This is a genomic window from Methylophaga thalassica (genome assembly GCF_030159795.1).
Lineage (GTDB): Bacteria > Pseudomonadota > Gammaproteobacteria > Nitrosococcales > Methylophagaceae > Methylophaga > Methylophaga thalassica.
Genome location: NZ_BSND01000013.1, coordinates 49,682 through 74,706 on the forward strand (window position 1 = coordinate 49,682; position 25,025 = coordinate 74,706).

Sequence of the window (25,025 nt, forward strand, 5' to 3'; positions counted from 1 at the left end):
GACTATGAAAATTCTGATCCTCGGAGCCGGTCAAGTCGGCGCTTCTGTGGCGGCAACATTGGCTCGCGAAGACGATGATGTCACCCTTGTCGATACAGACAGCACTAACTTACTCAAACTTCAGGATCATTACGATATTCGTACGATTCAGGGACAAGCCTCTCATCCCGATGTGTTGGCTCGGGCTGGCGCTGAAGATGCTGACTTGATTCTGGCAGTGACTAACAGTGATGAAACCAATATGGTGGCCTGTCAGATTTGTCATACGCTCTACAACACGCCCACCAAAATTGCCCGTATTCGCTCAACAGGCTACCTGTCGACGCCACAATTATTTGATAAAGAAAACCCTCAGGCGATTGCCATTGATATGCTCATCAGTCCTGAGCAAATCGTCACTGAATATATCCAGCGACTTATCAGCCATCCTAATGCTTTGCAGGTATTGGATTTTGCTGAAGGTAAAGTGCAGCTGGTTGCTGTAAAAGCCTTTCATGGCGGTCTGTTGGTCGGGCATCCACTGCGTGATTTACGCAAACATATTCCGAAAACAGAAACCCGGGTTGCCGCTATTTTCCGTGATGGTCACCCTATCACGCCCACCGGTGATACCACTATTCAGGCCGATGATGAAGTTTTTTTCATCGCCGCCACCAAAGACATTCGTGCTGTCATGGGCGAACTGCGTCGTCTGGAAAAACCCTATAAGCGTATTATGCTGGCTGGCGGCGGTAATATCGGTGCCCGCCTGGCAAAAGCCTTAGAAAATGATTATCAAATCAAATTAATCGAAGCCAACCCCGATCGCGCTGAGTTCTTGTCAGAAGAGTTGAGCAACAGTATTGTGCTGTTAGGCGATGTCGCTAATGAAGAACTGTTACTCGAAGAAGAAATCGATAAAGTCGATCTGTTTTGTGCCTTAACCAATGATGACGAGGCCAATATTCTCTCTGCCATGCTGGCAAAACGACTTGGTGCCAGTAAGGTTTTATCGCTGATTAATCGGGCAGCCTATGTGGATTTGGTAGAAAGTGGCAGTATTGATATTGCCTTATCACCACAGCAGGCGACTATTGGTAGTCTACTTGCCCATATTCGTCGTGGCGATATTGTCGCCGTACACTCCCTACGCCGTGGTGCTGCTGAAGCATTGGAAGCGATTGCTCATGGTGATAGCAGTTCTTCTGTCGTTGTCGGTCGACGCATTGATGAAATCGACTTACCACCAGGTACAACGATTGGGGCGATTGTGCGGGGTGAAGAAGTGATTATTGCTAAAGATGAGACCATTATTGAATCTGAAGACCACGTTATTTTATTTTTAGTGAATAAACGTTACATAAAAGAGGTCGAACGTTTATTCCAGGTTGGCTTTACCTTCTTTTAGGAGTGCTATGGAGTCTTCATTACAAAACCATTTTCTGATTGCGATGCCTGCTCTGGCCGATTCATTTTTTTATCGTTCGGTCATTTATCTCTGCGAACATGATAAAAATGGTGCTATGGGCCTGATTATTAACCGACCGACCCGTGTCATGTTAGAAGAACTCTTATCTCACCTTCATATTGAGAACCCCTCCGAAAGCATAAAAAACACACCGGTTTTATTTGGGGGACCGGTGCAAAAAGGCCAGGGCATGGTGATACATGATCAGGCTCAGTCCCCCTGGAAATCGAGTCTGCAATTATCTGACGATGTTATCTTAACCACATCCACTGATATTCTTGAAGCCATTGGTACCGATGAAGGCCCATCTAATGCCCTGGTAACCCTGGGTTATGCCGGTTGGTCCGCAGGTCAGCTAGAAGAGGAACTCATGGAAAATAGCTGGCTAACTGTTCCAGCCAGTCATGAGTTATTATTTACCACACCAGCCGAACAGCGCTGGCAAGCAGCCGCTAAATCTATCGGCGTTGATATTAACCTGATGTCTAACTTTGCAGGCCACTCATGAGTGCAGCCAGGACCTTACTTGGTTTCGATTTCGGCATGAAAAATATCGGCATTGCCGTCGGTCAGGAATTAACGGCCACAGCTAACCCGCTGACCGCAATCAAGGCACGTGATGGTATTCCGGACTGGTCGCAAATAGAAAAACTGCTGAAAGAGTGGCAACCCGATCTGCTTATCGTCGGTCTTCCTCTGAATATGGATGGGACTGAACAAGAAATGACGGCCGCCGCTAAACGGTTTGGAAATCGACTGAATGGTCGATTTAATATTCCAGTGGAATGGCAAGATGAAAGACTGACAACATACGAAGCACTAGACCAAATGGGAATCCGCAGTAAAATGGACTCTCGTCAACGCAGTGACGTCGATCAGTTATCTGCACAACTCATACTTCAATCATGGCTGAACCAACAATGACCATCGCACTGACCCAAAATCAAGTTCAGAACCTGCTCAATGATATGGCAGCAGATATTCGCGAGAAATTCGCGGAAAAACAACCCTTACTCGTCGGTATTCATACCGGAGGCGTATGGGTAGCTAAAGCCTTACAGGATATTCTGGGTAAGGATTTTTTCGACGCGCCACTCGGCACCCTTAACATTGCCTATTATCGGGATGATTTCACCCGCATTGGCATGCACCCTCAGGTGACACCATCGGATTTGCCTTTTAGCGTAGATGGCCGTCATCTGATTCTGGTTGATGATGTGCTGCATAGTGGACGCACCACTCGTGCCGCTCTCAATGAGATTTTTGACTATGGCCGCCCAGCCAGCGTCACGCTGGTGGTTTTGGTTGACCGCAATGGGCGTGAACTGCCTATCCAGGCAGATATCATCGGAAAAACCGTTGAGGTCGCCAAAGGCCAACATATCAAACTCACTAATAGCTCAGGATTACAGTTGGAATATCGAAACAAAGGCAAGGCTGAATGAATAACAACCAATTGACGGAAAGCGGTCAGCTACGCCACTTCCTCACGATTGAAGGACTAAAAAAGCCACTACTGACGGAAATTATGGACCGGGCAGAGCAATTTTCGGGCATCACCAATCGTCAGGTAAAAAAAGTCCCCATCCTGCGGGGGAAAACCATCGTTAACCTGTTTTTTGAGAACAGTACTCGTACCCGTTCTACCTTTGAACTGGCCGCAAAACGTCTGTCTGCCGATGTCATGAATTTTAATATCAGCACCTCAGCCACTTCAAAAGGTGAAAGTCTGCTCGATACCTTGCACAACCTTGAGTCGATGCACACAGACATGTTTGTTGTCAGACACAATCAAAGCGGTGCCGCTGAATTTATTGCTCAACATGTCTCACCTCATGTCAGCGTCATTAATGCGGGTGATGGCTGTCATGCTCATCCAACACAAGCCATGCTGGATATGTTTACCATTCGTCGCCATAAAAAAAGCTTCCCTGATCTGCGGGTGGCGATCGTCGGTGATATTTTGCACTCACGGGTGGCGCGTTCACAGATTCAAGCGTTATCAACACTTGGCGTTGGTGAAATTCGTGTTATTGGTCCCAAAACCCTACTGCCTGCCGACTGCCAGACGCTCGGCGTGCATGTGTATCACGATATGGAAGCAGGCTTAGAAGATGTTGACGTGATTATTATGCTGCGTCTGCAGCTTGAACGTATGCAAGGGGCTTTAATCCCCAGCGCCAGAGAGTATTTCCACTGCTTTGGGCTAACAGACGACAAACTCAAACTCGCTAAACCAGATGCCATTGTAATGCACCCAGGCCCGATCAACCGAGGCGTCGAAATTGCCTCATCCGTGGCTGACGGCCCACAATCGGTCATATTAGAACAAGTCACTCATGGTATTGCTGTCAGAATGGCCGTGATGTCCATGGCTATGGGTGCACAATCAGAACAAAACGAGCTGCCAGCATGAAAATTCGTATAAAAAATGGCCGTGTTATCGATCCTGCAAGCCAGTTTGATGCCCGCCAGGATGTCTATATCAGCGATGGAAAAGTCATCGCTATCGGCGAGCAATTAGATGGCTTTGAGGCTGATAAAACCATTGACGCAACCGGTTTAATCGTTTGCCCCGGGTTAATTGATCTCAGTGTCAGATTACGTGAGCCGGGACAGGAACACACAGCCACTATCCTCACAGAAACCAAGGCAGCAGCCGCTGGTGGCATCACCACGGTCTGTGTACCGCCCGACACGGCACCGGTGATTGATAATCCCACCGTAGTTGAACTCATTGAGGATCGCGCTAAAAAATCCGGTCGCAGCATGGTATTGACCATGGGCGCAATGACGCAAAATTTGAACAGTGAATTATTAGCCGAGATGGCCAGACTAAAAGCCGCTGGTTGTGTCGGAATCAGTAATGGACTGTCTCCGATTAAAAATAGTGTCATCTTACAAAGAGCTATGGCTTATGCTGCCACACTCGATATGACGGTTTTTATCACGCCTGCCGATCCATGGTTACAAAGCCAGGGTTGTGTACATGACGGAGCGGTTAGCTCGCGACTCGGGTTAGGTGGCATTGCAGAAAGTGCTGAAACCATTGCTGTCAGTCGCGACCTGATCTTAATTGAACAAACCGGAGTGCGTGCTCACTTTCATAATTTATCCACAGCAAAAGCGGTCAAATTAATTCGTGATGCACAAAATAGAGGATTACCGGTAACCGCTGATGTCAGTGCCCATCATCTACATTTATCCGAGCATGACCTGGGTAATTACGATGCGTTGAGCCATGTATTGCCGCCATTTCGCAGTATCCGCGACCGAGAGCAACTGCAACAAGGTGTCCGTGATGGTGTTATTTCAGCGATATCTTCTCATCATCAACCACTTGATAAAGACGATAAATTAGGGCCCTTCGCAGAAACAAAACCTGGTATTTCTGGTCTTGAAACCTTATTACCATTAACAATGAAGTTAGTAGAAGATGACGAGGTTAATTTGCACACTGCTTTAGCTGCTCTAACCTGTAACCCGGCAGACATTCTGGGTATCGACTCTGGACAGCTTAAAGTGGGGGCTACTGCCGATATCTGCTTAATTGATCCTGATTCTGAATATGAATGCCAACCGTTAAACTTTGTCAGTGCCGGTAAAAATAGCCCCTTTGAAGGCTGGTTATTTAACCACCAGGTCAGCCATACTTTATTTCATGGTCGCTTAGTTCATGAACGAGATTAAGAGTTAAAGGAAACAAGATGAAATCAATAAAAATGGCTTTATGCTGCGCCACGTTAATTGCTGCATTTTTCATGATAACCGCCTGTAGCCCAGAAGTAGGCAGCGAAGACTGGTGCCAAATGATGAAAGATAAAGCCAAAGGCGACTGGACTGCCAACGAAGCCGCTGACTTCACTCGTTACTGTATTTTCCCAAGCAATGACAAATAAACTCTACGCGCTGGATTTTGATGGTGTTATCTGTGATAGCGCTATAGAGACTGGCATAGCAGGTTGGAAGGTTGCCCTGAAAGTATGGGCAGATATGCCAACTGAGATGCCTGATGATTTACTGGAAAAATTCCGGCAAGTGCGTCCAGTCATGGAAACGGGCTATGAGGCCGTGCTTATCATGCGACTGCTGTATGAAGGCATGTCTGCTGACACACTCATGTCTGCATTTCATCATCAGATTGAAGCGTTGATGATCCGCGATGATATGTTTGTCGATGAACTGAAAGAAGTCTTCGGTAAAACCCGCGATGAATGGATTAGGGACGACTTTGATAGCTGGATTGCTATGAATCCATTATTCGAAGGTATTGCTGAAAAACTTCGGACCATTCCAACGGATAATCTGGTCATTATCACTACAAAACAGGAACGCTTCGTTGATCATATTCTCAAAGCGAATCAGATTTCACTGCCAATAGCACAGGTTTATGGCCTGGACAGAAATATGAGCAAACAACAGGTCCTCAGCGATCTGCACGCCGAAAAACCGGATATGGAGATTGTTTTCATTGAGGATAGACTTCCAGCACTGATTAATGTCATCACTGAAGACGGTCTGGATGATATCAAGCTCTATCTGGCGAGTTGGGGCTACAACACCGCTTCAGATAAGGAAAGTGCAAATAATATAGACAGAATCTCTGTTATCCAGCTGTCTGATTTCGCGCAGCTTTGATCTTGCTTATCAAATACTGATGGACGACATCTAAATCGATTTTGCATAGATAGCCCATCGTTTATGCGGTATTAACACATATAGAAAAGTAAATATTATTGCATAGCCAGGTTTGGGAGGATTCGAGAGAAGCTCATCTCAGGATAGAAAAATAAGGTGGGGAAATTTAATAAAGGAATAATGGCGGAGCGGACGGGACTCGAACCCGCGACCCCCGGCGTGACAGGCCGGTATTCTAACCAACTGAACTACCGCTCCACTATCCTTCTTGGCAGACGAAAAAACGTCTGTTGGCCGAAGAAGCGAGAGAATATACAGCAATTTTTACAAAGGTGTTAGTGTTTCATGTAAAAATTTTTTCTCTCACCTTTAAATCGCTCTTAATCCTTTTTATCCCAGTACGCTTTTTTGGCTTTTTGAAGTTTTTCATAGCCAGCCAACAGTGCATTATGACGTTCAAAGCCATGCAGGCTCAGACCAGGTGTATGTAATTGATGGAAAACTGTTTTTGCATCAACAATAGCGATGCCATCTTGCACATTTTGCTCACCGTACATTAAGGCCAAATACTGCTGATAGTCTTTATATTCACGCTCATCATCCCACTTGATGTCCAGTAACGCTTTTAAGCAGCGATAGAAGCGTAATTGCGCCTCATCGCCTTGCCCCAGCGACAAACACCAGTCCACCCACTCCAATGCCTGCTCATCTTCCAAAGCTAGACACAGCATCAATTTGATTTCACCTAAGCGAATGCTTGACCACAAAGTGCCAGGATCAGGCGCTAAACCTATAAACTGAGCAACCGGTGTATGGTCGTTATAACCACCATCTTCCAAAGCAACTAATAACTCACGCCATTGTTCTTTGGTACGAAACTTCAGTGATAATAAGTCTTCGCGAAATAAGGCGCCTTCATTATTATTTTCCCAGAGCAATTCATCCACTGGATAGATATCCGACATCCCTGGCACCAGAATACGGCAAGCGTAGACATCCAGATGCTCATAGTCGGCAATATAGATATCAAACCCCATCTCATGAATGATATCGGTCAGATAAGTAAACTCATCGCGGGTAGGCGCATCGTGATCCCAGTCATAGAATTCGTAATCTGGCGCATCACGAAAAAAGTCATAGGAGACATAACCACTGGAATCTATAAAGTGCATTTCCAGGTTTTGTGGTGATGCCACCTCTTCCATGTCAAATGTCGGTGGATGGAACACATCCAGTTGGTCCAGACCTCTACCCTGAAGTAACTCAGTGACCGTTCTTTCTAAAGCCACTTCAAAGCTGGGATGGGCACCAAAAGAAGCAAACACAGAACCATCTTTCGGATTAATCAAGGTCACGTTCATCACAGGGAACTGACCACCTAGTGAGGCATCAGCCACTTTTAGGTGATAACCATGCCCCTCAAGCTCTTCTAATGCGGCTTTAATTTTAGGAAACCGGTCGATGACATACTGTGGCACTTCGGGTAAACAAATCCCTTCAGCGATGATATGGTTTTTGACATAACGCTCAAACACTTCAGATAAACCCTGAACACGAGCCTCATTCTGGGTATTGCCTGCAGACATACCATTGCTGACATAGATATTACCGATGATATTCACCGGGAAATAGAGGGTTTCGTAGTCACGCTGACGCACATACGGCACCGCACAGATGCCTCTTTCACCAGCACCGGAGTTAGTATCAAATAATTTCTCTGGTGTCAGTGTTCTTTCTGGATCAAAGTGATCCCATAAGCCTTCATCTAATAAACCTTCAGGCATCTCACCATCATTGGAAACAAACCAGCGCTCATTCGGATAATGCACAAAGGGTGCCTGGCTATGCTGCTCACCTAAATAAAAATCAGCAAAAAAGTAATTACAGCTGAGGCGCTCAAAATACTCACCCAAGGCACTGGCTAAACAGGCTTTAGCAGAGCTACCTTTACCATTGGTAAACATCAACGGACAGGTTTTATCCCGTATGTGTACAGAATAAACATGACTGACCGGATTCAGCCACGAGGCTTCTTCCACATCAAAACCAAATGCCTTTAGCTTTGCTTGCATGGTCGCAATACTGGTTTCCAGATCACGATCTTTACCCTTAATAAATGTTTGCTCAGTCATCATTTCTTCCAAAAAATAACCCCCTGCCCGGTACGAGCAGAGGGTTGATTGACATCATCAGCTGTTTCTTACATTTTTTCAGCGGCAGCAATGGCTTTTTTCACCAGACGTGCTGCTGCACCTTTTGCATCAGCCGCTTTGATTTGATCCAGATTGACAGGGTTACCCACAATAATGGCCCCCCCCATGCCAGCACCAAAGTGAGGCGTGCATTTGTAAACATAAATCCCTTCAACCGTGAAGGTGCGCTGATAGTTTTCACCCATTTGTGAATGCCATGCTTCAGCACCTTCTGGAATAAGACCTTCCAGAGATTGGGTGTCATGTGTTGGCATATTTTCCCAGGCGACTTTATCGCCAGGTTGAATTTGAATCACCAAAGGTTCGTACTTCAGACCGACCGCAGTCACGATATGTGTTTTTGCTTCGGCAGAGGCTTGTTCTTGTTCTGCAGGAGCCGCTTCTGCTTGGTCTTGTTCAACCGGCGCTGTCGCTTCTTCAGTCGTATCCGGTTCTGCTATCGCGCCTTCATCTACCACCGTTTCGGGTACAGCTTCATTCGCATCTTCCATATGCTCGGTAACTGTCTCATTCACCCCACCGACTTCATTTTGTGCCAGTGGCTGTGTTGATTCATCTTTAACTGAGGCTGGTGCAACAGCATCATCGGACTTATTAGATGAGACATTGGCGTAACGTTCTTTACTATCGTTAACAAACACTGTGGAGACAGCCGCCACAACAAAGATTGCTAGTAACGCAATCACAATAGCAATTAAAATCGATTTTTTCTTCATGATTCCTCCTGGATAAAAATTCATAGGTGAATGATAACATTCTCAACTAACGATTTAGTGTAGAGAAAACAATATTCTCATTAAAACTCTGTCATAATTGCATCTATAGAACTCGTCGTTACCTGAATTCATGGTAAACAATCAGTTCCATGTGTTAACAGACGTTCTGGCATTACCTCCGCTTTTACATCACTTTTTGTCGATGTAACAAAACCGTGACTGTTAACCTTATCCAACGACACACGCTGAATAATGCGAAGACGCTGTTTTCACTATAACGCTTTATATTGAGTAAATTATGACATTTTCCGAGTTAGGCCTCATTCTGCCACTGCAACGTGCCGTCACAGAATCAGGTTATACGACCCCTTCTCCAATTCAAGCCAAAGCCATTCCTGCAATCATGCAGGGTAATGATGTGATGGCTGCTGCCCAAACTGGCACAGGTAAAACTGCAGGGTTTACCTTACCACTTCTGCATAAACTGTCTGAAGGCAAACCAGCCCGCGCTAATCAGGCTCGTGCCCTTGTGTTAACACCGACGCGTGAACTCGCCGCCCAAGTCGAAGAAAGCATTAAAACTTACGGTAAATATTTACCCTTACGTTCAGCTGTGGTGTTTGGTGGCGTTAAAATAAACCCTCAAATGATGCAAATGCGCCGTGGCGTTGATGTATTAGTGGCCACACCTGGACGTCTTCTGGATCTTTACCAACAAAATGCGATTCGCTTTGATGAGTTGGAAGTCTTGGTGCTGGATGAGGCAGATCGTATGCTGGATATGGGGTTTATTCATGATATCCGCAAGATCATTAATATGTTGCCGCAAAACCGCCAGACCTTGCTCTTTTCGGCGACATTCTCTAATGAGATCCGCGAGCTGGCAAAACGTCTGGTAAAAAACCCAGTTGAGATTTCTGTTGCACCGGCGAATACCACCGCTAAGAAAGTGAAACAGTGGATCATTCCTGTTGATAAAAAACAAAAACCGGCGCTACTGAACCAACTCATTCAGGATAACAACTGGTATCAGGTGTTAGTGTTTTCGAAAACAAAACATGGCGCCAATAAATTAACGAAATATCTGGAAGATCACGGCCTGAAAGCTGCGGCCATTCACGGTAATAAAAGTCAGGGAGCAAGAACACGAGCGCTGGCTGATTTTAAGTCCAATACGATTCAGGTATTAGTTGCTACAGATATTGCCGCAAGAGGGTTAGATATTGATCAACTGCCTCATGTCATCAACGTTGATCTGCCCAATGTGGCTGCTGATTATGTTCACCGAATCGGCCGAACTGGCCGTGCTGGAGCCACTGGAGAAGCGATATCATTAGTCAGTGCTGATGAAATTGATCAACTCAAAGATATCGAAAAACTTATCGGTAATAAACTGGAACGAGAGTATGTGGATGGTTTTGAACCGACACATGATGTGCCTGATAGTTACAGCATTACTAAAAAAGCACCCTCTAACCGTAGTCCGGCAAAACGCCGTCCACCTAGAGCAAATGCTGACAATGCAACGCCAGCAAAACGACCTGCGCGTCGTCCGCCACGGGCCAAACCTGCCAATAGAACAAATAAAAAACCACGATAAGACTGATATATTCAGACGCAGAGTTAGCCAATACTATGCGTCTGCATAACTCCAACTATGTCAGAAAGTAGTGGATTCATAATAAGACTTTATCAACCATCTCAATTTGTCTGAATTAGCGTATTAGTAAAAAACCACTAATCAATGTAATCTTCGTATCACCATTCTTAACAAATATTTACATATCGGGGAACTAAGCTCTGACTTACCACCTAAGTTAGCGACGACTTGGTATAACGGAATAATATGAAGAATAGTTATTATTTAAAATCAATCTATCTATTTTTATTCGCCCTGTACGGATTTTTAACCATCACGACAGTCTATGCTGAAACTCCTGTATCAGTCATATCGCCAGAAAAATCGAAAGTAAGTGATAACTTAACTCTAAGTGGTACACTCACCGCAGAAAAACAAGCCATGCTTTCACCACGTGTTGATGGCTTGGTGTCGAGTGTTCTGGTTGATGCAGGAAGTAAAGTAAAAAAAGGCGAACTATTACTCGAGTTAGATCCTGCCTTGTCCAAACAAGTTTTGAATCAGGCCAAAGCCGCCACCGCTGAAGCACAAGCAGCTCGGAATGAGGCGCAGCGGCTTGTTGATGAAGCCAAAGGTTTACGTGAAAAAAACTATATCTCCGCCAGTGAAAATGCCAGCCGATTATCCAATCTAAAACTGACCGAAGCAGCACTTATGGCCGCAAAAGCGGCTGAAGCATCAGCACTGGAAGAATTGACTCGACATCGCTTACCAGCCCCTTTTTCAGGCGTTATCAGCGCTAAACTTACCGAAGTGGGTGAATGGGTAAACCGGGGTACAACCGTACTAGAACTGGTGGCAACCAATAAAGTCCGGCTTGATGTCAAAGTACCACAGGAACGTTTTTCAGAAATTAACCGGCAAAATACCGTGGAAGTCATTCCTGATGTTTTTCCTGATAAGCGTTTTAAAGGGACCATAAATGCCATTGTTCCGGTCAGCGACCCACAAGCGAGAGCCTTTTTAGTACGAATTCTTATCGATACAGGCGACATCAGCTTACTACCGGGTACCTCAGCAAAAGCCATTATTGGCTTGAATGACAATCAACAGAACCAACAGCGAACCATTATCCCCAGAGATGCATTACTTTTACACCCTGACGGTGGTTACAGTGTCTTTGTAGTAAAAGATGGCATTGCCAAACGCCATAAAGTCAGCATCGGCAATCAAAGCAGTCAGGGCGTGACCATTTTATCTGGTATCACACTAGACGACAGGGTTGTCACACGCGGTAACGAAGTTCTGCGTGATGGGCAAAACGTTACCATCGTTGACTCAGAACAATAGTCAGGTCTAGTTATGCTTGAAGCCCCCATCAGAAACGGAAAGCTACTTACGGTTATCGTTCTTATCATTATGGTACTGGGCATTGCCGCAGCAAAACGTATTCCAGTCCAGATGATTCCTGATCTCGATGTGCAAACCATCAGCGTGGTTACCGGCTGGCCAGGAGCAACACCACAGGATATTGAAAAAGAAATCCTCATCGAACAAGAACGCTATCTGCGCAGTGTGCCGAATCTGGCTAGAATGGAATCACTGGCAGATACTGGCCAGGCTACAATCGAGCTGGAATTTCCGTTTGGGGTTGATGTGAATGAAACTCTTATCGAAGTTTCTAACGCACTCAGTCAGGTCTCCAATTACCCAGAAAATGTCGATCAACCGCGGCTATATAGCAGTTCTTTCTCAGAAAATGCCTTTATGTATTTTGCTGTTACCCCGCTGCCCGGAAATCCACTGAGCCTTGATATGGATATGGTCACTGATTTCATCGATGATGATGTCAGACCTCGTATGGAAAGGGTTCCTGGAGTATCTGAAGTTCAACTTCGTGGTGGTGCTGAAAGACAAATACAAATCCATATAGATCCCGCCAAACTCGCACAACGAGGTCTGTCCTTAACTGATGTCAGAGACGCCATTCGTGAACGTAACAGAGATACCTCAGCCGGCGATCTTGACGATGGTAAGCGCCGTTACTTTATCCGGACCGTAGGACGTTTCAAAGATGTTGAAAGCCTTCGAGAATTGACTCTGGCTCATCGCAATAATGCGGATATCAAACTCAAAGACGTGGCAGAAGTCAGGCTGGATCACTATGAAGTGCGAGGTTTATCGATAGTCAATGATGAAGCGGCACTGACCATGGCCGTTAAGCGAGAAACAGGCTCAAATGTCATTGATATCAAACAGGCCATGCTGAAAGAAATTGATGAAATCCGCCAGGATCAACTTCATCCTAACGGTTTAACTATTTCCCTGATAGGTGATGACGTTCGTTATGTTCAAGCCTCTGTAGAAAAAGTCACGCAGAACCTGGCTCTGGGCGCCATTCTTGCGACACTTATTCTGTATTTATTTTTACGTTCGGGCAGAGCCACCGTTATCGGCCTACTCGGCATGCCGGTATGTACGATTGCCGCCTTTATCGGTTTACTCGCCTTTGATCGCACGATCAATGTGATCTCTCTGGCAGGGATTGCTTTTGCCATAGGTATGACCGTGGATAACACCATTGTGGTCTTGGAAAGTATTGAACAGGCACGTCGACGTGGATTAGATCGGATTCAAGCGGCCATTACTGGCGTAAAAGAAGTCTGGACTGCGGTACTGGCTTCCAGTATGACCACGGTATTAGTGTTTGCTCCGGTGTTATTTGTTGATGAAGAAGCGGGTCAACTTTATTCAGATATTGCGATTGCGATATCTACAGCTATTTTAGCCTCTATGCTATTTGCTGTTGCCGTGGTACCGGCTGCCTGTGCCCGGGTTGGGTTTGGTGATGATCGAGATCATGGCGATGATTTAAAACATCCTGGCCCGATTTTAAAAATGGTCAGCTGGCTCAATACCTCACCTTTAAAACGCTTACTTTCCATTGTGATTATTTTTACCAGCACCATGGGCGCTGGCTGGTATCTGCTACCACCAGCTGAGTATTTACCGGAAGGTGAAGAACCCAAAGCCTTCAGTATGATGATTGCCCCTCCCGGCTATAACATACCTGAGATGCGTTTATTGGCAGATGATATCCGCCAGCATTTAAGCGAAGCCTTGCATGCCGATCCACAAAAGTTTGATAACGGTGAACACCGCTTACCTGCACTGAAATATTATTTTCAGCGGATTAATCCAGGCTCAATATGGATTCTGAGTGAACCTGTTCGTCCAAAAGATTTACAGGCGATGATGGATGCACTCACGTCGATGTTTAAAGAATATCCGGGAATGCGTGGTTTCTCGAACCGGGGTTCGATTATTTCCAGCAATCAGGGAGGCACACGCGCTGTTAATCTCGATATTTCCGGCGCCGATCAGGAAAGTCTCTACAGCACGGCTGAATATGCAATGAGACGTGCTGAAAAGCTGTTTGGCAATCCGCAGATCGAGTCTGAACCTTCAGCACTGTCTCTCGATCAACCCTTAGTTGAAATTCGTCCGAACTGGGATCGACTAGCCGAGATTGATATGTCTGCAGATGATTTTGGTTACACGGTAGCAGCGCTGAGTGATGGCGCTTATGTCGATGAGTTTTTTATGAATGATGACAAAATTGATATGTTCATCTTTAGCACCGCCGGACAAAACCAAACCCTGTCGTCACTGGCTAATGTGCCTATCATGACGCCACAAGGTACGGTTTTACCCTTAAATGCGCTGGCGAATATTGTTGATACGGTAGACAGTGATCAATTACGACGTGTGAATGGTCGTCGTACCGTCACCTTACTGATTATTCCGCCACGAGAAATTGCACTGGAAACCGCGGTGAACCAGGTTCGCACCCAAATGCTGCCAAATATGCAGGCTGAGGGGGAAGTGGCTAAAGGGGTTTCTATCAGCATTTCGGGCGCCGCTGATCAGTTAGATGCTACCCGTGAATCCTTATCAGGCAACCTTGTCATTGCGTTAATTCTTATTTATTTGCTGCTGGTCGCTATCTTTAGTCACTGGTGGTATCCACTACTCATTCTTGCGACCGTGCCCTTAGGTATTGCTGGAGGTATTGTCGGCTTAGCGGCAGTCAATGCCGCCGGGCCATTACTCAACCTGTTTGGTCTTCCAGCGATTATTCAACCATTCGATATGATTACCATGCTTGGTTTTGTCATTTTGCTGGGTACTGTCGTCAACAACCCTATTCTGATTGTTGAACAGGCGCGAAGAAATTTAGAAGATAAAGCAGTATCTGTGCGTGATGCGGTCAATCAGGCGGTTGCCACTCGCTTGCGTCCAATCTTGATGTCTACCGCCACTACCGTGTTTGGTCTGGCACCTTTGGTCTTTATTCCAGGTGCAGGGACGGAGCTTTATCGCGGCGTCGGTATCGTCGTGCTGGTTGGCATTTTATGTTCAATGATCGTCACGCTGACCTTTTTACCCAGCTTGTTAATCACTGTTTTAAACTGGGCTGAACGCTTCTCCGTTAAGAAAACAGAGATTAATGAAGCAACGACGAGAATGTAACTAACACCACTTGTTCTATTTGAATTTATCTCAATGGTTTGCTGACCAGATAATGTGGACCGATGCCGGAAATCATAAACTCCTCGGAAGCCAGCGTATAAGCTGATCGGCGATAAAAACCGATTGCCGTACTTCTGGCATTGGCCCAGATGAGGGTTGCTCTCTGGGATTTCGCATATCGCTCCGCAGCCGTCAGTAAGGCGCTTCCAACACCTCTGCCTCGGTAATCCGGTGCAGTTGCCATCGCTCTGATTTGATAGCTATTGCTCTGCTTCAATAAAGGATTATCGTTGAGATAAACCGATACTATTCCAACGATATTCTCGGTTTGATCCACGGCAGCAAAATGTCTTGTGGTGACAGCATCATCGCCCTCAAAGACACATTCAGAAAGCGGTTTACCTGTGCGCAAAACCTGACTTCTTAAAGCATGTGTTTGCTGTGAAGCTATTTCTCTAATTTCCATATTTCTCAACGACAACGGCAATAGGATGATGACTATCAAAAATAAACTTAATAAAGGCATCCATTAAACGGCGTGATTATACCTTTTCAACACCAGAGTGAAGCCAAGTGACCAGAACAGCCAAAGCTAAATTATGCTGAAAAAAACACCTCTCTTCTCTGATAACAAGAGAGGCGGATAATTCAAAAGTCGATGCTGGTTGAGATGGTAAATGTGCGTGGTGCGCCGTAAGCCATGCCGCTCCAGGTATCCACACCTGACCAGTAGTCACGATCAAAGACATTATGGATACCGGCACGAACGGTCACGTCTTTACCTGCCACCAACAGATCATAACGAGCACCCAGGTCGAGTCGGGTCCAGCTGGGGATTTTCTGAGTATTGGCCTGATTAACATATTGTTCACCGGTGTAAATCAAATTTGCCGTCCAGGTTAAAGCTGGCAGCATGGGCATATCCCATTCAGCACTAATATTGGCCTGACGTTCAGCGACACCAACAGGGGTATTACCTTGGGTTGCCGGGTTATTGGTTTTATTTAATTCTGCATCCAGTAACATCAAACCACCTAATAGCCGAACATCTGGGGTTAATTGTCCAAAAACATTCATTTCGATGCCGCGGTTGCGTTGTTCACCTGACACAGATGAGATATTGTTCACCGTCTGATAGCTGGGCTTTTCGATCTGGAACAAACTCACTGTTGATGTGAACTCACCAAAATCAATCTTAGCACCCACTTCATATTGCTTGGTTTTATAGGGTTCAAACACTTCCCCCGCATTGGCTGAACTATCGGGCGCAATATCGCCTTTACTCAAGCCCTCACTGCGATTGGCGTAAAACGATACATTTTCCCAGGGTTTAATGACTACACCCACCATCGGTGTTAATGCACTTTCATTGTAGTGTGTGGTGACGGCACCAGTACTGGCATTAAAACTGTCTGATTCCACCTGTTGTCTTCTGACACCAATGGTCAGTTGCACTCTGTCATCCAACGCAGACAAGGTATCCGCTAAAGCTATCCCTGTTAATCTACTCTCACTGACTCTGGGTGCATTATGCGGATTAGCGACCACAATCTCTGCCTGATCGGTCGGTGAATAGAGATTATTTAAATAGGATGAACTGGCATTGATCGTCGCTTTTTCGAGCTGATCGCGATACTCCGTTAATTGCACAGTCATATTGTGATTTATCGCACCCGTATCAAACCAGCCTCTCAAGCCAGTGCTGACGGTATATCTATCCACATTAAAATCGGCATTACTTGGTGTTACGGTGACATCACCCGATGCATTGGTAATGCTGGGATAACCAAATAACCGGGATACACGGGTTTTACCACCGCCGATATCTGCAAAAAAAGTTAATTGGTCATGGATATCGTATTCCGCTTTGAGCAGTAATGACTTGTCATCTACCTTCGACCATTCCCAATCCTGAGTAATATTATGTTCACCATCCGGCGCTGACGGCACATCAACACCATTGGCTAACCATAAATGGCGTAAGGGGGCATCCAGATCTTCTTTTTGATGAATAAGATCGGCTGTCATTCTCAGTTTTTCGCCCTGATAATCCAAAGCTAATGCCCATGACTCGACTTCGCGTGATTGATTTTCACGCTCGGTATGACCATCACTGACCGTACCGTTAAATCTAACCCCAAATTGATCGTCATCACCAAAACGTCGACTCAGATCAAGATGGCCTTTTAATTGGCTGTCGGAAGCATAAGATGCGGTCAACCGCGTTAAATCCTCATCCAGAGCGCGCTTGGGAACGATATTGATACTGCCACCCACACTACTATCTGGTGACATTCCATAGATCATCGATGCCGGGCCTTTTATGACTTCAATTCTGTCCACATAATCTGCCAACACCCGGTAATTAGACGCCACACCATAGACACCATCAAAGGCGATATCCCCTGAGTTACCTTCATTCATAGCAAAACCACGAATACGGAAAGAATCCAGCATGCCACCACTCACATGTGCTGTTCTGACGGAAGGATCAGTTGATACCACATCGGCTATGGTTTCGGCCTGAGTATTGTCGATAAAATCACTGGTAAAGTTGGTCATATTAAACGGCGTGTCCATCACATCACGGTTACCCAAGATACCGACACGACCTTGTTTGGCGATCTGTCCCCCAGCATATTTTTCAGTTTGTAAGGACTTTTTTACTTTTTCAGCGTTTATATCTATAGCGCTTAAAACAACCTTATCCTCTGACACCGCTTTAATAACAAAGCCTGTACCGGTATCTTCCGCCCGCAGCTTATGTCCATCTAATAACATCTCTAAAGCGTTCTGCGGCGTATAAAAACCTTTAATCGCTTTTGCTGATTTGTTTTTCACCAGATCAGTATTGACCACGATGGATATCTCTGTCTGGCTAGCAAGTTGGTTGAGACTAGTTGATAAAAGACCCGCCTTAATATCAATTGGCTTTTTCTGACTCTCTGCCGCCGTCACAACGGAAAGCCAGCTTAATAAAAACACAAAAAGGCTATAGCGAAACCCGGCTGTTGAAAAAAAACGATAAATAAACATGAGACTCCCTTATTTCATTTGTCTTATCTACTCTGACGAATGACATAAAGAAATCACCACCTTTAACTTCATTTATGTTTTTGGGACGACAGTAATAGCCGTCCACCAAGGACTGATATGGGTGACTTTTAGCGGGAATGAGTCTGCTAATAAGGCTAATGCCGACTGCGGATTATCGAGTGGCAACACGGCCGAGACATGGTAATTCTCTAACTGCTGAGCATCAAAATAGAAATAGCCCTTATGGAAACGGTTCAGAATAGTAAGCACCTCATTTAACGGCATACCATCCACCATCAACTGGTGTTTATTCCACATCAGACTGACATCAGCAACACTAAAATCAGAAACCTTACCCAAATGTTCAGCATAAACACGAATCTGCTGGCCCGGCTGAAGGGGCTTAACATCGCAGCCTTGTCGCTGACATGTGGCTGCTACAGTGGATTCGATGACTTTCAGTAAGGTGTAATCGCTACGTTTATCCACACTAAACTCTGTACCCAAAGCCGTGAGACTACCGTGTTCTGTTTTGACGACAAACGGTCTTTGTCGATTTTTACTTACCTTGACCCGTATTTCTCCCTTTAATAAATGAATGGTTCGCTGGCTATGATTAAAATCCACATTAATAGCACTATCACTGCTGAGCATAATTACTGAGTTATCTGCCAGGGTGTAGGATTGCCAATCACCGACGGATGTTTGTTTATCAGCCATCATCAGCGTGACTTTATCTGGTAGCCAAACAAACATTGGGATAAAAATAACCATTAATAATACAAATGTTTTTGCTAAGGTCTGCCAGGAATGCTGATGATATGCTTTGCTGGTTGAGACTGATAATGCAGCCTTTGATGCAGACCGGGGAAACTGTTGGATGTCACCTAAAAGGGTTTGTAACTTATCCACCGCCTCATCATGCTGAGGATCCTGATTTCTCCAGTCAAGGAAGGCTTGTTTTTGTGCTGTTGATGGTGGATTTTCTTCATCTGACATCAACACAACCCACTCTGCCGCTTGGGTGACAATGCTTTCTGAATCTGTCACTTCAGGTGATGAACTCGTGACCATTAAAATGTTTCTGTTTCAAACGCCTGCTGACAGGCGACTAAACTCTGAATCAAATACTTCTGCACCATGGTGGTGGATACACCCAGTTTTTTACCAATGGCAGACTGGGTTAAACCATCAATATGCCTGAGAATAAAAGCCTGTCTGACGTGGCTAGGTAAGGTTTCCAGCGCCTCAGAAATTGTACTAAGTGCATTAATGACCAGATAAACATCTTCTGTTGATGGTATTGGCTCTGCATCATCCAGGCTAAGTTTTAACTCTTCTAAATAGGCTTGTTCTAATAAAAAGCGGCGACGTTTATCAATCAATAAGCGCTTGGCAAGCGTCAACAACCAGGGACGAGGTTCTCTGATTTGAGTTAAGTCATTTTGTTTGCTGATGACATTCACAAAGGTGTCATGGGTGAGATCGCTGGCGTTTTGCGAACAGCCTAATTTTTTACTTAACCAGCCCGTCAACCAATAGTGATGATTTTCATACAAAGACGCAATAAAACTGTTTTTATAGCTCGGCTGATCAAAAACAATCTGTTTATTACTCGACATATATTAAACGGCTGAACCATATATAGATATTAATGATAACTATTATCATTTAAAAACTATCCCTTATGCAACCTTTTGTTTTTAATAAAAACCGTTATCTGAGTTAATATGAAGCGATTATTGCATTGAGTAAGATATGAATTATGTGTAGAAGCAAGCGGATGATCTACATTGAATAGATAAAATAACCAGAGATAATGATAAATAATGAAAGAGACAGGAAAGATTAACTATCTTGAAATTCCATCGTCGGATTTAGATAAGACCAAAGCTTTTTTCAGTCATGCATTTGGCTGGAAATTTATTGATTATGGTCCGGACTATATCGCCATTGAAGACGCCGGCATTGATGGTGGATTTTATCGATCACCACTGGTCGCGACACCAGAGTCAGGTAGTGTATTGATAGTGCTCTATAGCAACGCTCTGGAGGAAACACTAAAAGACGTAAACGCCGCTGGTGGTCAGATTGTCAAAGACATTTTCGCTTTTCCGGGAGGAAGACGTTTTCACTTCACCGATCTCACTGGTAATGAATATGCCGTATGGTCTGAATAAACGATAACCTCCGACAAACTTATGATTCATCACGCCTTTTCAGATAACTGCCAAACTGAAATATCAAAAAACCAATCAACGATAACACGATAGCAATTTCATACCTTCTGTAAGCCACGGAAAGACCTATCGCACCCGTTAACCAAATACCGGCCGCGTTAGCGGTACCCATCGCTCTGCCAGATTCTTTCACAATGGCACCACCACCTATAAACCCCATACCGGTAATCACGCCATACATGACCCGCGCTTCAGCATCACTTCCCTGATAAACATCCATCGCTACCAACATAAACGCACAGCAGGCAATAGACACCAAGGGATAGGTTCTTAACCCGGCACCGCCGGTATCTACATATTCACGGTTAAACGCAATAGGCAGTGCGAGCATAAACGCGATACCTATCTGATATAAATTAAACCAAACCTGATCAAAATTAATATCGGGCATAAAAACATCTCTTAAAGGCAGAATGTCACCATGCCATTAGCCGGCCATCTATTTCAATGATTTTTGTTTCACAAAGATCAGATCATCTGTATCGAAACCCGACGCTTTAGCTCTATTAATAAAGCGTTGCTTCACCTCTTCAGACACATCCGGAGTCCGTGACAGTAACCACAGATAATTGTGATTAGGACCAGAAACAAAGGCGTAACGGTAATCATCTTCTAATTCAAATACCACATAACTTCCATAAAAAGGCCCAAAAAAAGAGACTTTAAGATGTCCGGTATGTGGACCTTCGACAAAATAAGCTTTGCCTTCGGCCTGTTTCCACTCCTTATCCTCTTCCGAGTAACCGCGGTTGATCACTTTAACGCCACCATCCCCTTTTAAAGAGTATTGCGCTGTAACATTACTTAAACCACGTTCAAAGCGATGATCAAGTCTGGCTACTTCGTACCAGTTGCCGAGATAGCGGTTTAAAACAAAGTTATCTACAGGTGTGACGCCTTTGGGTGTGCCTGTACAGGCTACGACGCTCATAACTAACAAACAAAGCATGCCGATTAGCCGCATATATCACCGTCCTCTCATTATTTTTATGGCTGAAGCAATATGTGTACGACACGAATTGACGCTATTGTTTCCCTTAAAGAAGAAATAAGCTGATGGATCCTAAAAGGCAGTGATTGCTTTCACACCAATATAGATGGCACTAAATAAACCAATCCAAAAAACCAATGAACGATAGGTATCCATATCGAGAATATAAAATAAGGGATGAAAAATTCTACTAAGTAAAAATAAGCCAGCTGGATAACTAAAATCAGCTAGATTAAGTCCAGAGGCATATGCCAGTAAACTCATAGCAGAAAACAGAGTCAGTGACTCCCAGGCATTATGCTGAGCAGCCATAACACGTGCGCCCAAGCCGGTCATGTGTGCTTGCTGTGATCTCGGATAATGATTATCAAACTTGCCAAACTGCCTGTAACGGCAATATCCACCTAACATCGCCAGTAACATCGGCAAAATAGCCACGATAAATAAGACCCATAAAATAAACGGCATACATCTACTCGCTTTGTTTAGAAAATACGGTGTTTAATGCGTTTAATAACGCCTGTTGAAAACGTTCAGGTTCCTGAATCTGTGGCGAATGACCTAAATCATTAAACAATATCAAATGTGACTCAGGAATCGCTTTTGCCGTTTTTCTGGCTAATACGGGGTAGTTGCCCAATTGTTTTTTGATATCGTCTGGCACAAAGGCTTTACCGATAGCAGTATTGTCTTTCTCACCAATAAATAGCCATGTCGGCACTGAGAGCTGATCAAATTCATGTACGACGGGCTGCGTTAAAATCATGTCGTAATGAATAGCAGATAACCAGGCTGAGTCTTCCTTATCCGCCCTATACTGTATCATTAGCATATCGACCCACTTCTGATAATCATCACGCCATTGACCCGCGTAGTATGTTTTTTGTTGATAGGCTCTGGCGCGCTTTGTTGTTAGTGTCAGTTGGTTTTTATACCAGTCTTTAATCGACACATATGGCACACCTTTAGCTAACCAATCTTCCAGACCGATTGGATTAACTAAAAATAAAGCATCAACATTATCCGGATACAGCAAAGCATAACGTGTTGCCAGCATTCCCCCCATTGAGTGGCCGACAATGACAGCTTTTTCAATACCCAGTTTATTTAATAAATTCCAGCTATTGGTAGCCAATTGATGAAAGCTGTATTGATAATCAATCGGTTTTGAAGATTTACAAAACCCTATCTGATCCATCGCTATAACCCGATAACCAGCTGCCGCTAACGCTTTAATTGTCTCCCCCCAGGTGGCAGCACAGAAGTTTTTGCCATGGAACAATACAATCGTTTTCCCATTGGCTTTAGCTGTCGGTTTTACATCCATATAAGCCATGTCCAACTGCTTTTTCTGGCTGGAGAGAGGCATAAACTGTACCGGATATGGGTAGTCAAAATTCTCTAATCTAAAGCCCGTTTTATTATTTGCTGAGACAAAAGAACTGATCAGTAACAGCGTAACAATAAAACTAACTGCACGGCATATCTTCATCATGACTATCTATTTACCTGCTTCTTTGTTGTTTTGGCTTGTGATCATTAACATTAATGATATTTAGCCGCTGTGATAAAGATATTAAATGACTCACACCAAATCACGACGGCCTGGTAATCTGCCGGATTAATACCTTCTGGTATATCAAGCATAAAGCCATTAAAGGTTCTGACATCACCTATATTTAACATCTTATCTTTATTCGCTAAAAAGTCTGTTTTATTCTCAACAAACACGGGTGATAAATACAATTTGTAATCAGGGCCTGGAGAAATCTGCCCATCAAACGCTATTTTATTAGCATTAATATATAGCGTACCACTACCGTAATGTAGGGCATCACTTCCCTCAAGATCGCGCTCAAACTGACCAGTAAATAATGCTGATGTCGCAACTTGACCAATCTCCGTCATGGACGGTTTATCCGGTTGTGTCAGTATGGGTAAAGCATAAATACCTAAGGCAAAACCAAGAACCAACATCATTCCATGCGTTATCAGTAATAATAGCTTTTTCATGGGTTACCCCCCCCTTGACCACGTTACTGTTGTGCAGAAAGCGCTTTTATCTGTCGTTTATTGTTATCTATTTCCTGCTGAAGGCTTTTAAGCTGCTGTACATGCTGCTTAACTATCCCACGCATATTTTTCAATAATGCCGGGTCACGAGTGGCGATCATCCCATTTCCTACATCATAGGTTTGATTCTGCAACTCGTCATATCTTGCTTTGTTTTCTTTTTCCAACGCGATTTTTTGCTTTTGCAATGCCCTGTTTTCTTGCTTGAGCATATTTATCTGGTAAATACGTGAATTTTCGTTATATGCAGCGGTTAGCTTGTTTTGTTGTTCAATATCTTGTTTCGAAGGTTGGTGAAGTTTGGTTTCGACTTTTTCAGACTGAGCATTACAGGGCTTATCCTGATAATGAACTTGTCCATTATCATGACATTTATAAATGTCTGCCTGAACTGCTAATCCAAAACAAAGACTGATTAATAATAAAAGTCGTGACATCCATTGCTCCTAAAATCCCTTTTATAGCGATAACGCTTACTTATGATAGGAAACCACCCTTTCCACTTCATTTTTTGAGCCAAGAAAGACCGGGACACGCTGATGGATAGTTTCTGGTTGCAGGTCCATAATACGCTGTGTGCCCGTGCTGCTGACACCACCCGCTTGCTCAATGATAAAACTCATCGGATTAGCTTCGTACATCAGGCGTAACTTTCCTCCCTGCTGTGCAATCCGACTATCAAGTGGATACATAAAAATGCCACCGCGTGTCAAAATGCGATAGACCTCCGCCACCATTGAAGCATTCCAACGCATATTGAAATTCTTTTCACGCACACCATCAACACCCTGAACACATTCATCAATATAACGTTTAACAGGCGATTGCCAATAGCGCTGGTTCGACATATTAATGGCAAACTCGGCGGTATCCTCAGGAATCTGCATATTGGGATGCGTCAAAATAAACTCGCCGACCTCTCTATCTAAGGTAAAACCATTCACTCCAAAGCCCGTGGTAAGAATCAGCATCGTGCTCGGACCATACACACAAAATCCAGCGCAAACTTGCTCTGTGCCTTTTTGCAAAAAATGTTCGTGGCTTGGTTTTTTGATATCTTCAGGACAGCGTAATACCGAAAAGATGGTACCCACACTCAGATTGATATCGACATTACTGGATCCATCTAACGGGTCAAAACAGAGTAAGTACTTACCCTTGGGGTAATCGTCAGGAATAGTGATAATGTCATCAATTTCTTCTGACACCATGGCAGCAAGGTGGCCTGTCCAGTTTAAATGCTCAACCACGACATCATTGGTCAGAATATCGAGTTTTTTCTGATGTTCACCCTGCACATTATTGCTGCTGGCATAACCTTCAAGGCCTAAAATACTGCTACGGTTAACCAGATTCGCGATTTTTTTACAGGCACTGATAACATCATTTAACAGCCCGGTTAAATCACCTGTAGCGGAAGGATGAGCACGCTGCGTTTCAACAAGGAATTGATTAACTGATTGTCCGATATCAGACATAGAAACGTCTCCGTTATTAACACATTAAAGCTATCACCATTTCTAACACGGAGAGAAAAGAAACCCGGCCTGAAGCCGGGT

25 protein-coding genes and 1 tRNA gene are annotated in these 25,025 nt (G+C 44.4%); 12 read left to right on the forward strand and 14 right to left on the reverse strand.

Annotation, left to right across the window (positions count from 1 at the left end):
• The first annotated feature begins 4 nt into the window (after positions 1-4).
• From trkA to QQL60_RS13060, 8 genes are read left to right on the forward strand one after another with little or no spacing between them, the layout of a single operon-like run.
• Positions 5-1,387 carry a Trk system potassium transporter TrkA gene (gene trkA, locus QQL60_RS13025; RefSeq protein ID WP_007144197.1) on the forward strand — a complete coding sequence of 461 codons (1,383 nt, stop codon included), beginning with the start codon at positions 5-7 and terminating at the stop codon, positions 1,385-1,387.
• 7 nt (positions 1,388-1,394) lie between these two features.
• The gene (locus tag QQL60_RS13030; RefSeq protein ID WP_007144198.1) at positions 1,395-1,955 is read left to right on the forward strand and encodes a YqgE/AlgH family protein; all 561 of its coding nucleotides are present in this window, start codon (positions 1,395-1,397) and stop codon (positions 1,953-1,955) included.
• Positions 1,952-2,371, forward strand: coding sequence for a Holliday junction resolvase RuvX (gene ruvX, locus QQL60_RS13035; protein WP_007144199.1), 420 nt, complete (start codon positions 1,952-1,954; stop codon positions 2,369-2,371). Before QQL60_RS13030 ends, ruvX begins: the two co-directional genes overlap by 4 nt.
• Positions 2,368-2,892 carry a bifunctional pyr operon transcriptional regulator/uracil phosphoribosyltransferase PyrR gene (gene pyrR, locus QQL60_RS13040; protein ID WP_284723776.1) on the forward strand — a complete coding sequence of 175 codons (525 nt, stop codon included), beginning with the start codon at positions 2,368-2,370 and terminating at the stop codon, positions 2,890-2,892. Before ruvX ends, pyrR begins: the two co-directional genes overlap by 4 nt.
• Positions 2,889-3,863 carry an aspartate carbamoyltransferase catalytic subunit gene (locus QQL60_RS13045; RefSeq protein WP_007144201.1) on the forward strand — a complete coding sequence of 325 codons (975 nt, stop codon included), beginning with the start codon at positions 2,889-2,891 and terminating at the stop codon, positions 3,861-3,863. Before pyrR ends, QQL60_RS13045 begins: the two co-directional genes overlap by 4 nt.
• Entirely contained in the window at positions 3,860-5,137 is a 1,278-nt protein-coding gene (locus tag QQL60_RS13050; protein WP_284723566.1) for a dihydroorotase, read from the forward strand. Before QQL60_RS13045 ends, QQL60_RS13050 begins: the two co-directional genes overlap by 4 nt.
• 17 nt (positions 5,138-5,154) lie before the next feature.
• Positions 5,155-5,346, forward strand: a complete 192-nt coding sequence (locus QQL60_RS13055) for a DUF3012 domain-containing protein (protein WP_007144203.1) — start codon at positions 5,155-5,157, stop codon at positions 5,344-5,346.
• The gene (locus tag QQL60_RS13060) at positions 5,336-6,085 is read left to right on the forward strand and encodes an HAD family hydrolase (protein ID WP_284723567.1); all 750 of its coding nucleotides are present in this window, start codon (positions 5,336-5,338) and stop codon (positions 6,083-6,085) included. Before QQL60_RS13055 ends, QQL60_RS13060 begins: the two co-directional genes overlap by 11 nt.
• Positions 6,086-6,266: 181 nt before the next feature.
• On the opposite strand, the gene QQL60_RS13065 is transcribed toward QQL60_RS13060, so the two are convergent.
• The 3 genes from QQL60_RS13065 to QQL60_RS13075 form a co-directional block, all read right to left on the reverse strand.
• Positions 6,267-6,343 (reverse strand) — tRNA-Asp (locus tag QQL60_RS13065).
• 122 nt (positions 6,344-6,465) lie between these two features.
• The gene (gene ycaO / locus QQL60_RS13070; protein WP_284723568.1) at positions 6,466-8,217 is read right to left on the reverse strand and encodes a 30S ribosomal protein S12 methylthiotransferase accessory factor YcaO; all 1,752 of its coding nucleotides are present in this window, start codon (positions 8,215-8,217) and stop codon (positions 6,466-6,468) included.
• A gap of 68 nt (positions 8,218-8,285) precedes the next feature.
• Entirely contained in the window at positions 8,286-9,014 is a 729-nt protein-coding gene (locus tag QQL60_RS13075) for a plastocyanin/azurin family copper-binding protein (RefSeq protein ID WP_007144211.1), read from the reverse strand.
• Between the two features lie 298 nt (positions 9,015-9,312).
• Here QQL60_RS13075 and QQL60_RS13080 point away from each other — a divergent pair, with 298 nt between their 5' ends.
• From QQL60_RS13080 to QQL60_RS13090, 3 genes are all read left to right on the forward strand, one after another.
• Positions 9,313-10,614 carry a DEAD/DEAH box helicase gene (locus QQL60_RS13080; protein WP_284723569.1) on the forward strand — a complete coding sequence of 434 codons (1,302 nt, stop codon included), beginning with the start codon at positions 9,313-9,315 and terminating at the stop codon, positions 10,612-10,614.
• Positions 10,615-10,860: 246 nt separating this feature from the next.
• Positions 10,861-11,943 (forward strand): efflux RND transporter periplasmic adaptor subunit, encoded by a 1,083-nt coding sequence (locus QQL60_RS13085; RefSeq protein WP_284723570.1) that lies wholly within the window; start codon positions 10,861-10,863, stop codon positions 11,941-11,943.
• A 12-nt stretch (positions 11,944-11,955) separates the two neighbouring features.
• Positions 11,956-15,126, forward strand: coding sequence for an efflux RND transporter permease subunit (locus tag QQL60_RS13090; protein ID WP_284723571.1), 3,171 nt, complete (start codon positions 11,956-11,958; stop codon positions 15,124-15,126).
• A 25-nt stretch (positions 15,127-15,151) separates the two neighbouring features.
• Here QQL60_RS13090 and QQL60_RS13095 read toward each other — a convergent pair whose 3' ends face one another.
• The 4 genes from QQL60_RS13095 to QQL60_RS13110 form a co-directional block, all read right to left on the reverse strand.
• The gene (locus QQL60_RS13095; RefSeq protein WP_284723572.1) at positions 15,152-15,592 is read right to left on the reverse strand and encodes a GNAT family N-acetyltransferase; all 441 of its coding nucleotides are present in this window, start codon (positions 15,590-15,592) and stop codon (positions 15,152-15,154) included.
• Between the two features lie 182 nt (positions 15,593-15,774).
• The gene (locus tag QQL60_RS13100; RefSeq protein WP_284723573.1) at positions 15,775-18,162 is read right to left on the reverse strand and encodes a TonB-dependent receptor; all 2,388 of its coding nucleotides are present in this window, start codon (positions 18,160-18,162) and stop codon (positions 15,775-15,777) included.
• 72 nt (positions 18,163-18,234) lie between these two features.
• Positions 18,235-19,236 (reverse strand): FecR family protein, encoded by a 1,002-nt coding sequence (locus QQL60_RS13105; RefSeq protein ID WP_284723574.1) that lies wholly within the window; start codon positions 19,234-19,236, stop codon positions 18,235-18,237.
• Positions 19,236-19,784: a sigma-70 family RNA polymerase sigma factor gene (locus tag QQL60_RS13110; protein ID WP_284723575.1), complete on the reverse strand. Its 549-nt coding sequence runs from the start codon at positions 19,782-19,784 to the stop codon at positions 19,236-19,238. Before QQL60_RS13110 ends, QQL60_RS13105 begins: the two co-directional genes overlap by 1 nt.
• Before the next feature lie 207 nt (positions 19,785-19,991).
• On the opposite strand from QQL60_RS13110, the gene QQL60_RS13115 reads away from it, so the two are divergent.
• Positions 19,992-20,342 carry a VOC family protein gene (locus QQL60_RS13115; RefSeq protein ID WP_284723576.1) on the forward strand — a complete coding sequence of 117 codons (351 nt, stop codon included), beginning with the start codon at positions 19,992-19,994 and terminating at the stop codon, positions 20,340-20,342.
• Between the two features lie 19 nt (positions 20,343-20,361).
• Here the strand turns inward: QQL60_RS13115 and QQL60_RS13120 are convergent, their stop codons facing one another.
• The 7 genes from QQL60_RS13120 to QQL60_RS13150 all read right to left on the reverse strand — a co-directional run bounded on the left by QQL60_RS13120 (position 20,362) and on the right by QQL60_RS13150 (position 24,944).
• Positions 20,362-20,793 carry an MgtC/SapB family protein gene (locus tag QQL60_RS13120; protein ID WP_007144220.1) on the reverse strand — a complete coding sequence of 144 codons (432 nt, stop codon included), beginning with the start codon at positions 20,791-20,793 and terminating at the stop codon, positions 20,362-20,364.
• Positions 20,794-20,841: 48 nt separating this feature from the next.
• Positions 20,842-21,366 (reverse strand): lipocalin family protein, encoded by a 525-nt coding sequence (locus QQL60_RS13125; protein ID WP_284723577.1) that lies wholly within the window; start codon positions 21,364-21,366, stop codon positions 20,842-20,844.
• Positions 21,367-21,465: 99 nt separating this feature from the next.
• Positions 21,466-21,861 carry an MAPEG family protein gene (locus QQL60_RS13130; protein WP_284723578.1) on the reverse strand — a complete coding sequence of 132 codons (396 nt, stop codon included), beginning with the start codon at positions 21,859-21,861 and terminating at the stop codon, positions 21,466-21,468.
• 4 nt (positions 21,862-21,865) lie between these two features.
• Entirely contained in the window at positions 21,866-22,888 is a 1,023-nt protein-coding gene (locus QQL60_RS13135; protein ID WP_284723579.1) for an alpha/beta fold hydrolase, read from the reverse strand.
• A gap of 50 nt (positions 22,889-22,938) precedes the next feature.
• Complete coding sequence (locus tag QQL60_RS13140) at positions 22,939-23,406, reverse strand: DM13 domain-containing protein (RefSeq protein ID WP_284723580.1); 468 nt, start codon at positions 23,404-23,406, stop codon at positions 22,939-22,941.
• A gap of 23 nt (positions 23,407-23,429) precedes the next feature.
• Positions 23,430-23,903 carry a DUF4124 domain-containing protein gene (locus QQL60_RS13145; protein WP_284723581.1) on the reverse strand — a complete coding sequence of 158 codons (474 nt, stop codon included), beginning with the start codon at positions 23,901-23,903 and terminating at the stop codon, positions 23,430-23,432.
• A 36-nt stretch (positions 23,904-23,939) separates the two neighbouring features.
• Positions 23,940-24,944 carry a class 1 fructose-bisphosphatase gene (locus QQL60_RS13150; protein ID WP_284723582.1) on the reverse strand — a complete coding sequence of 335 codons (1,005 nt, stop codon included), beginning with the start codon at positions 24,942-24,944 and terminating at the stop codon, positions 23,940-23,942.
• Positions 24,945-25,025 lie beyond the last annotated feature (81 nt).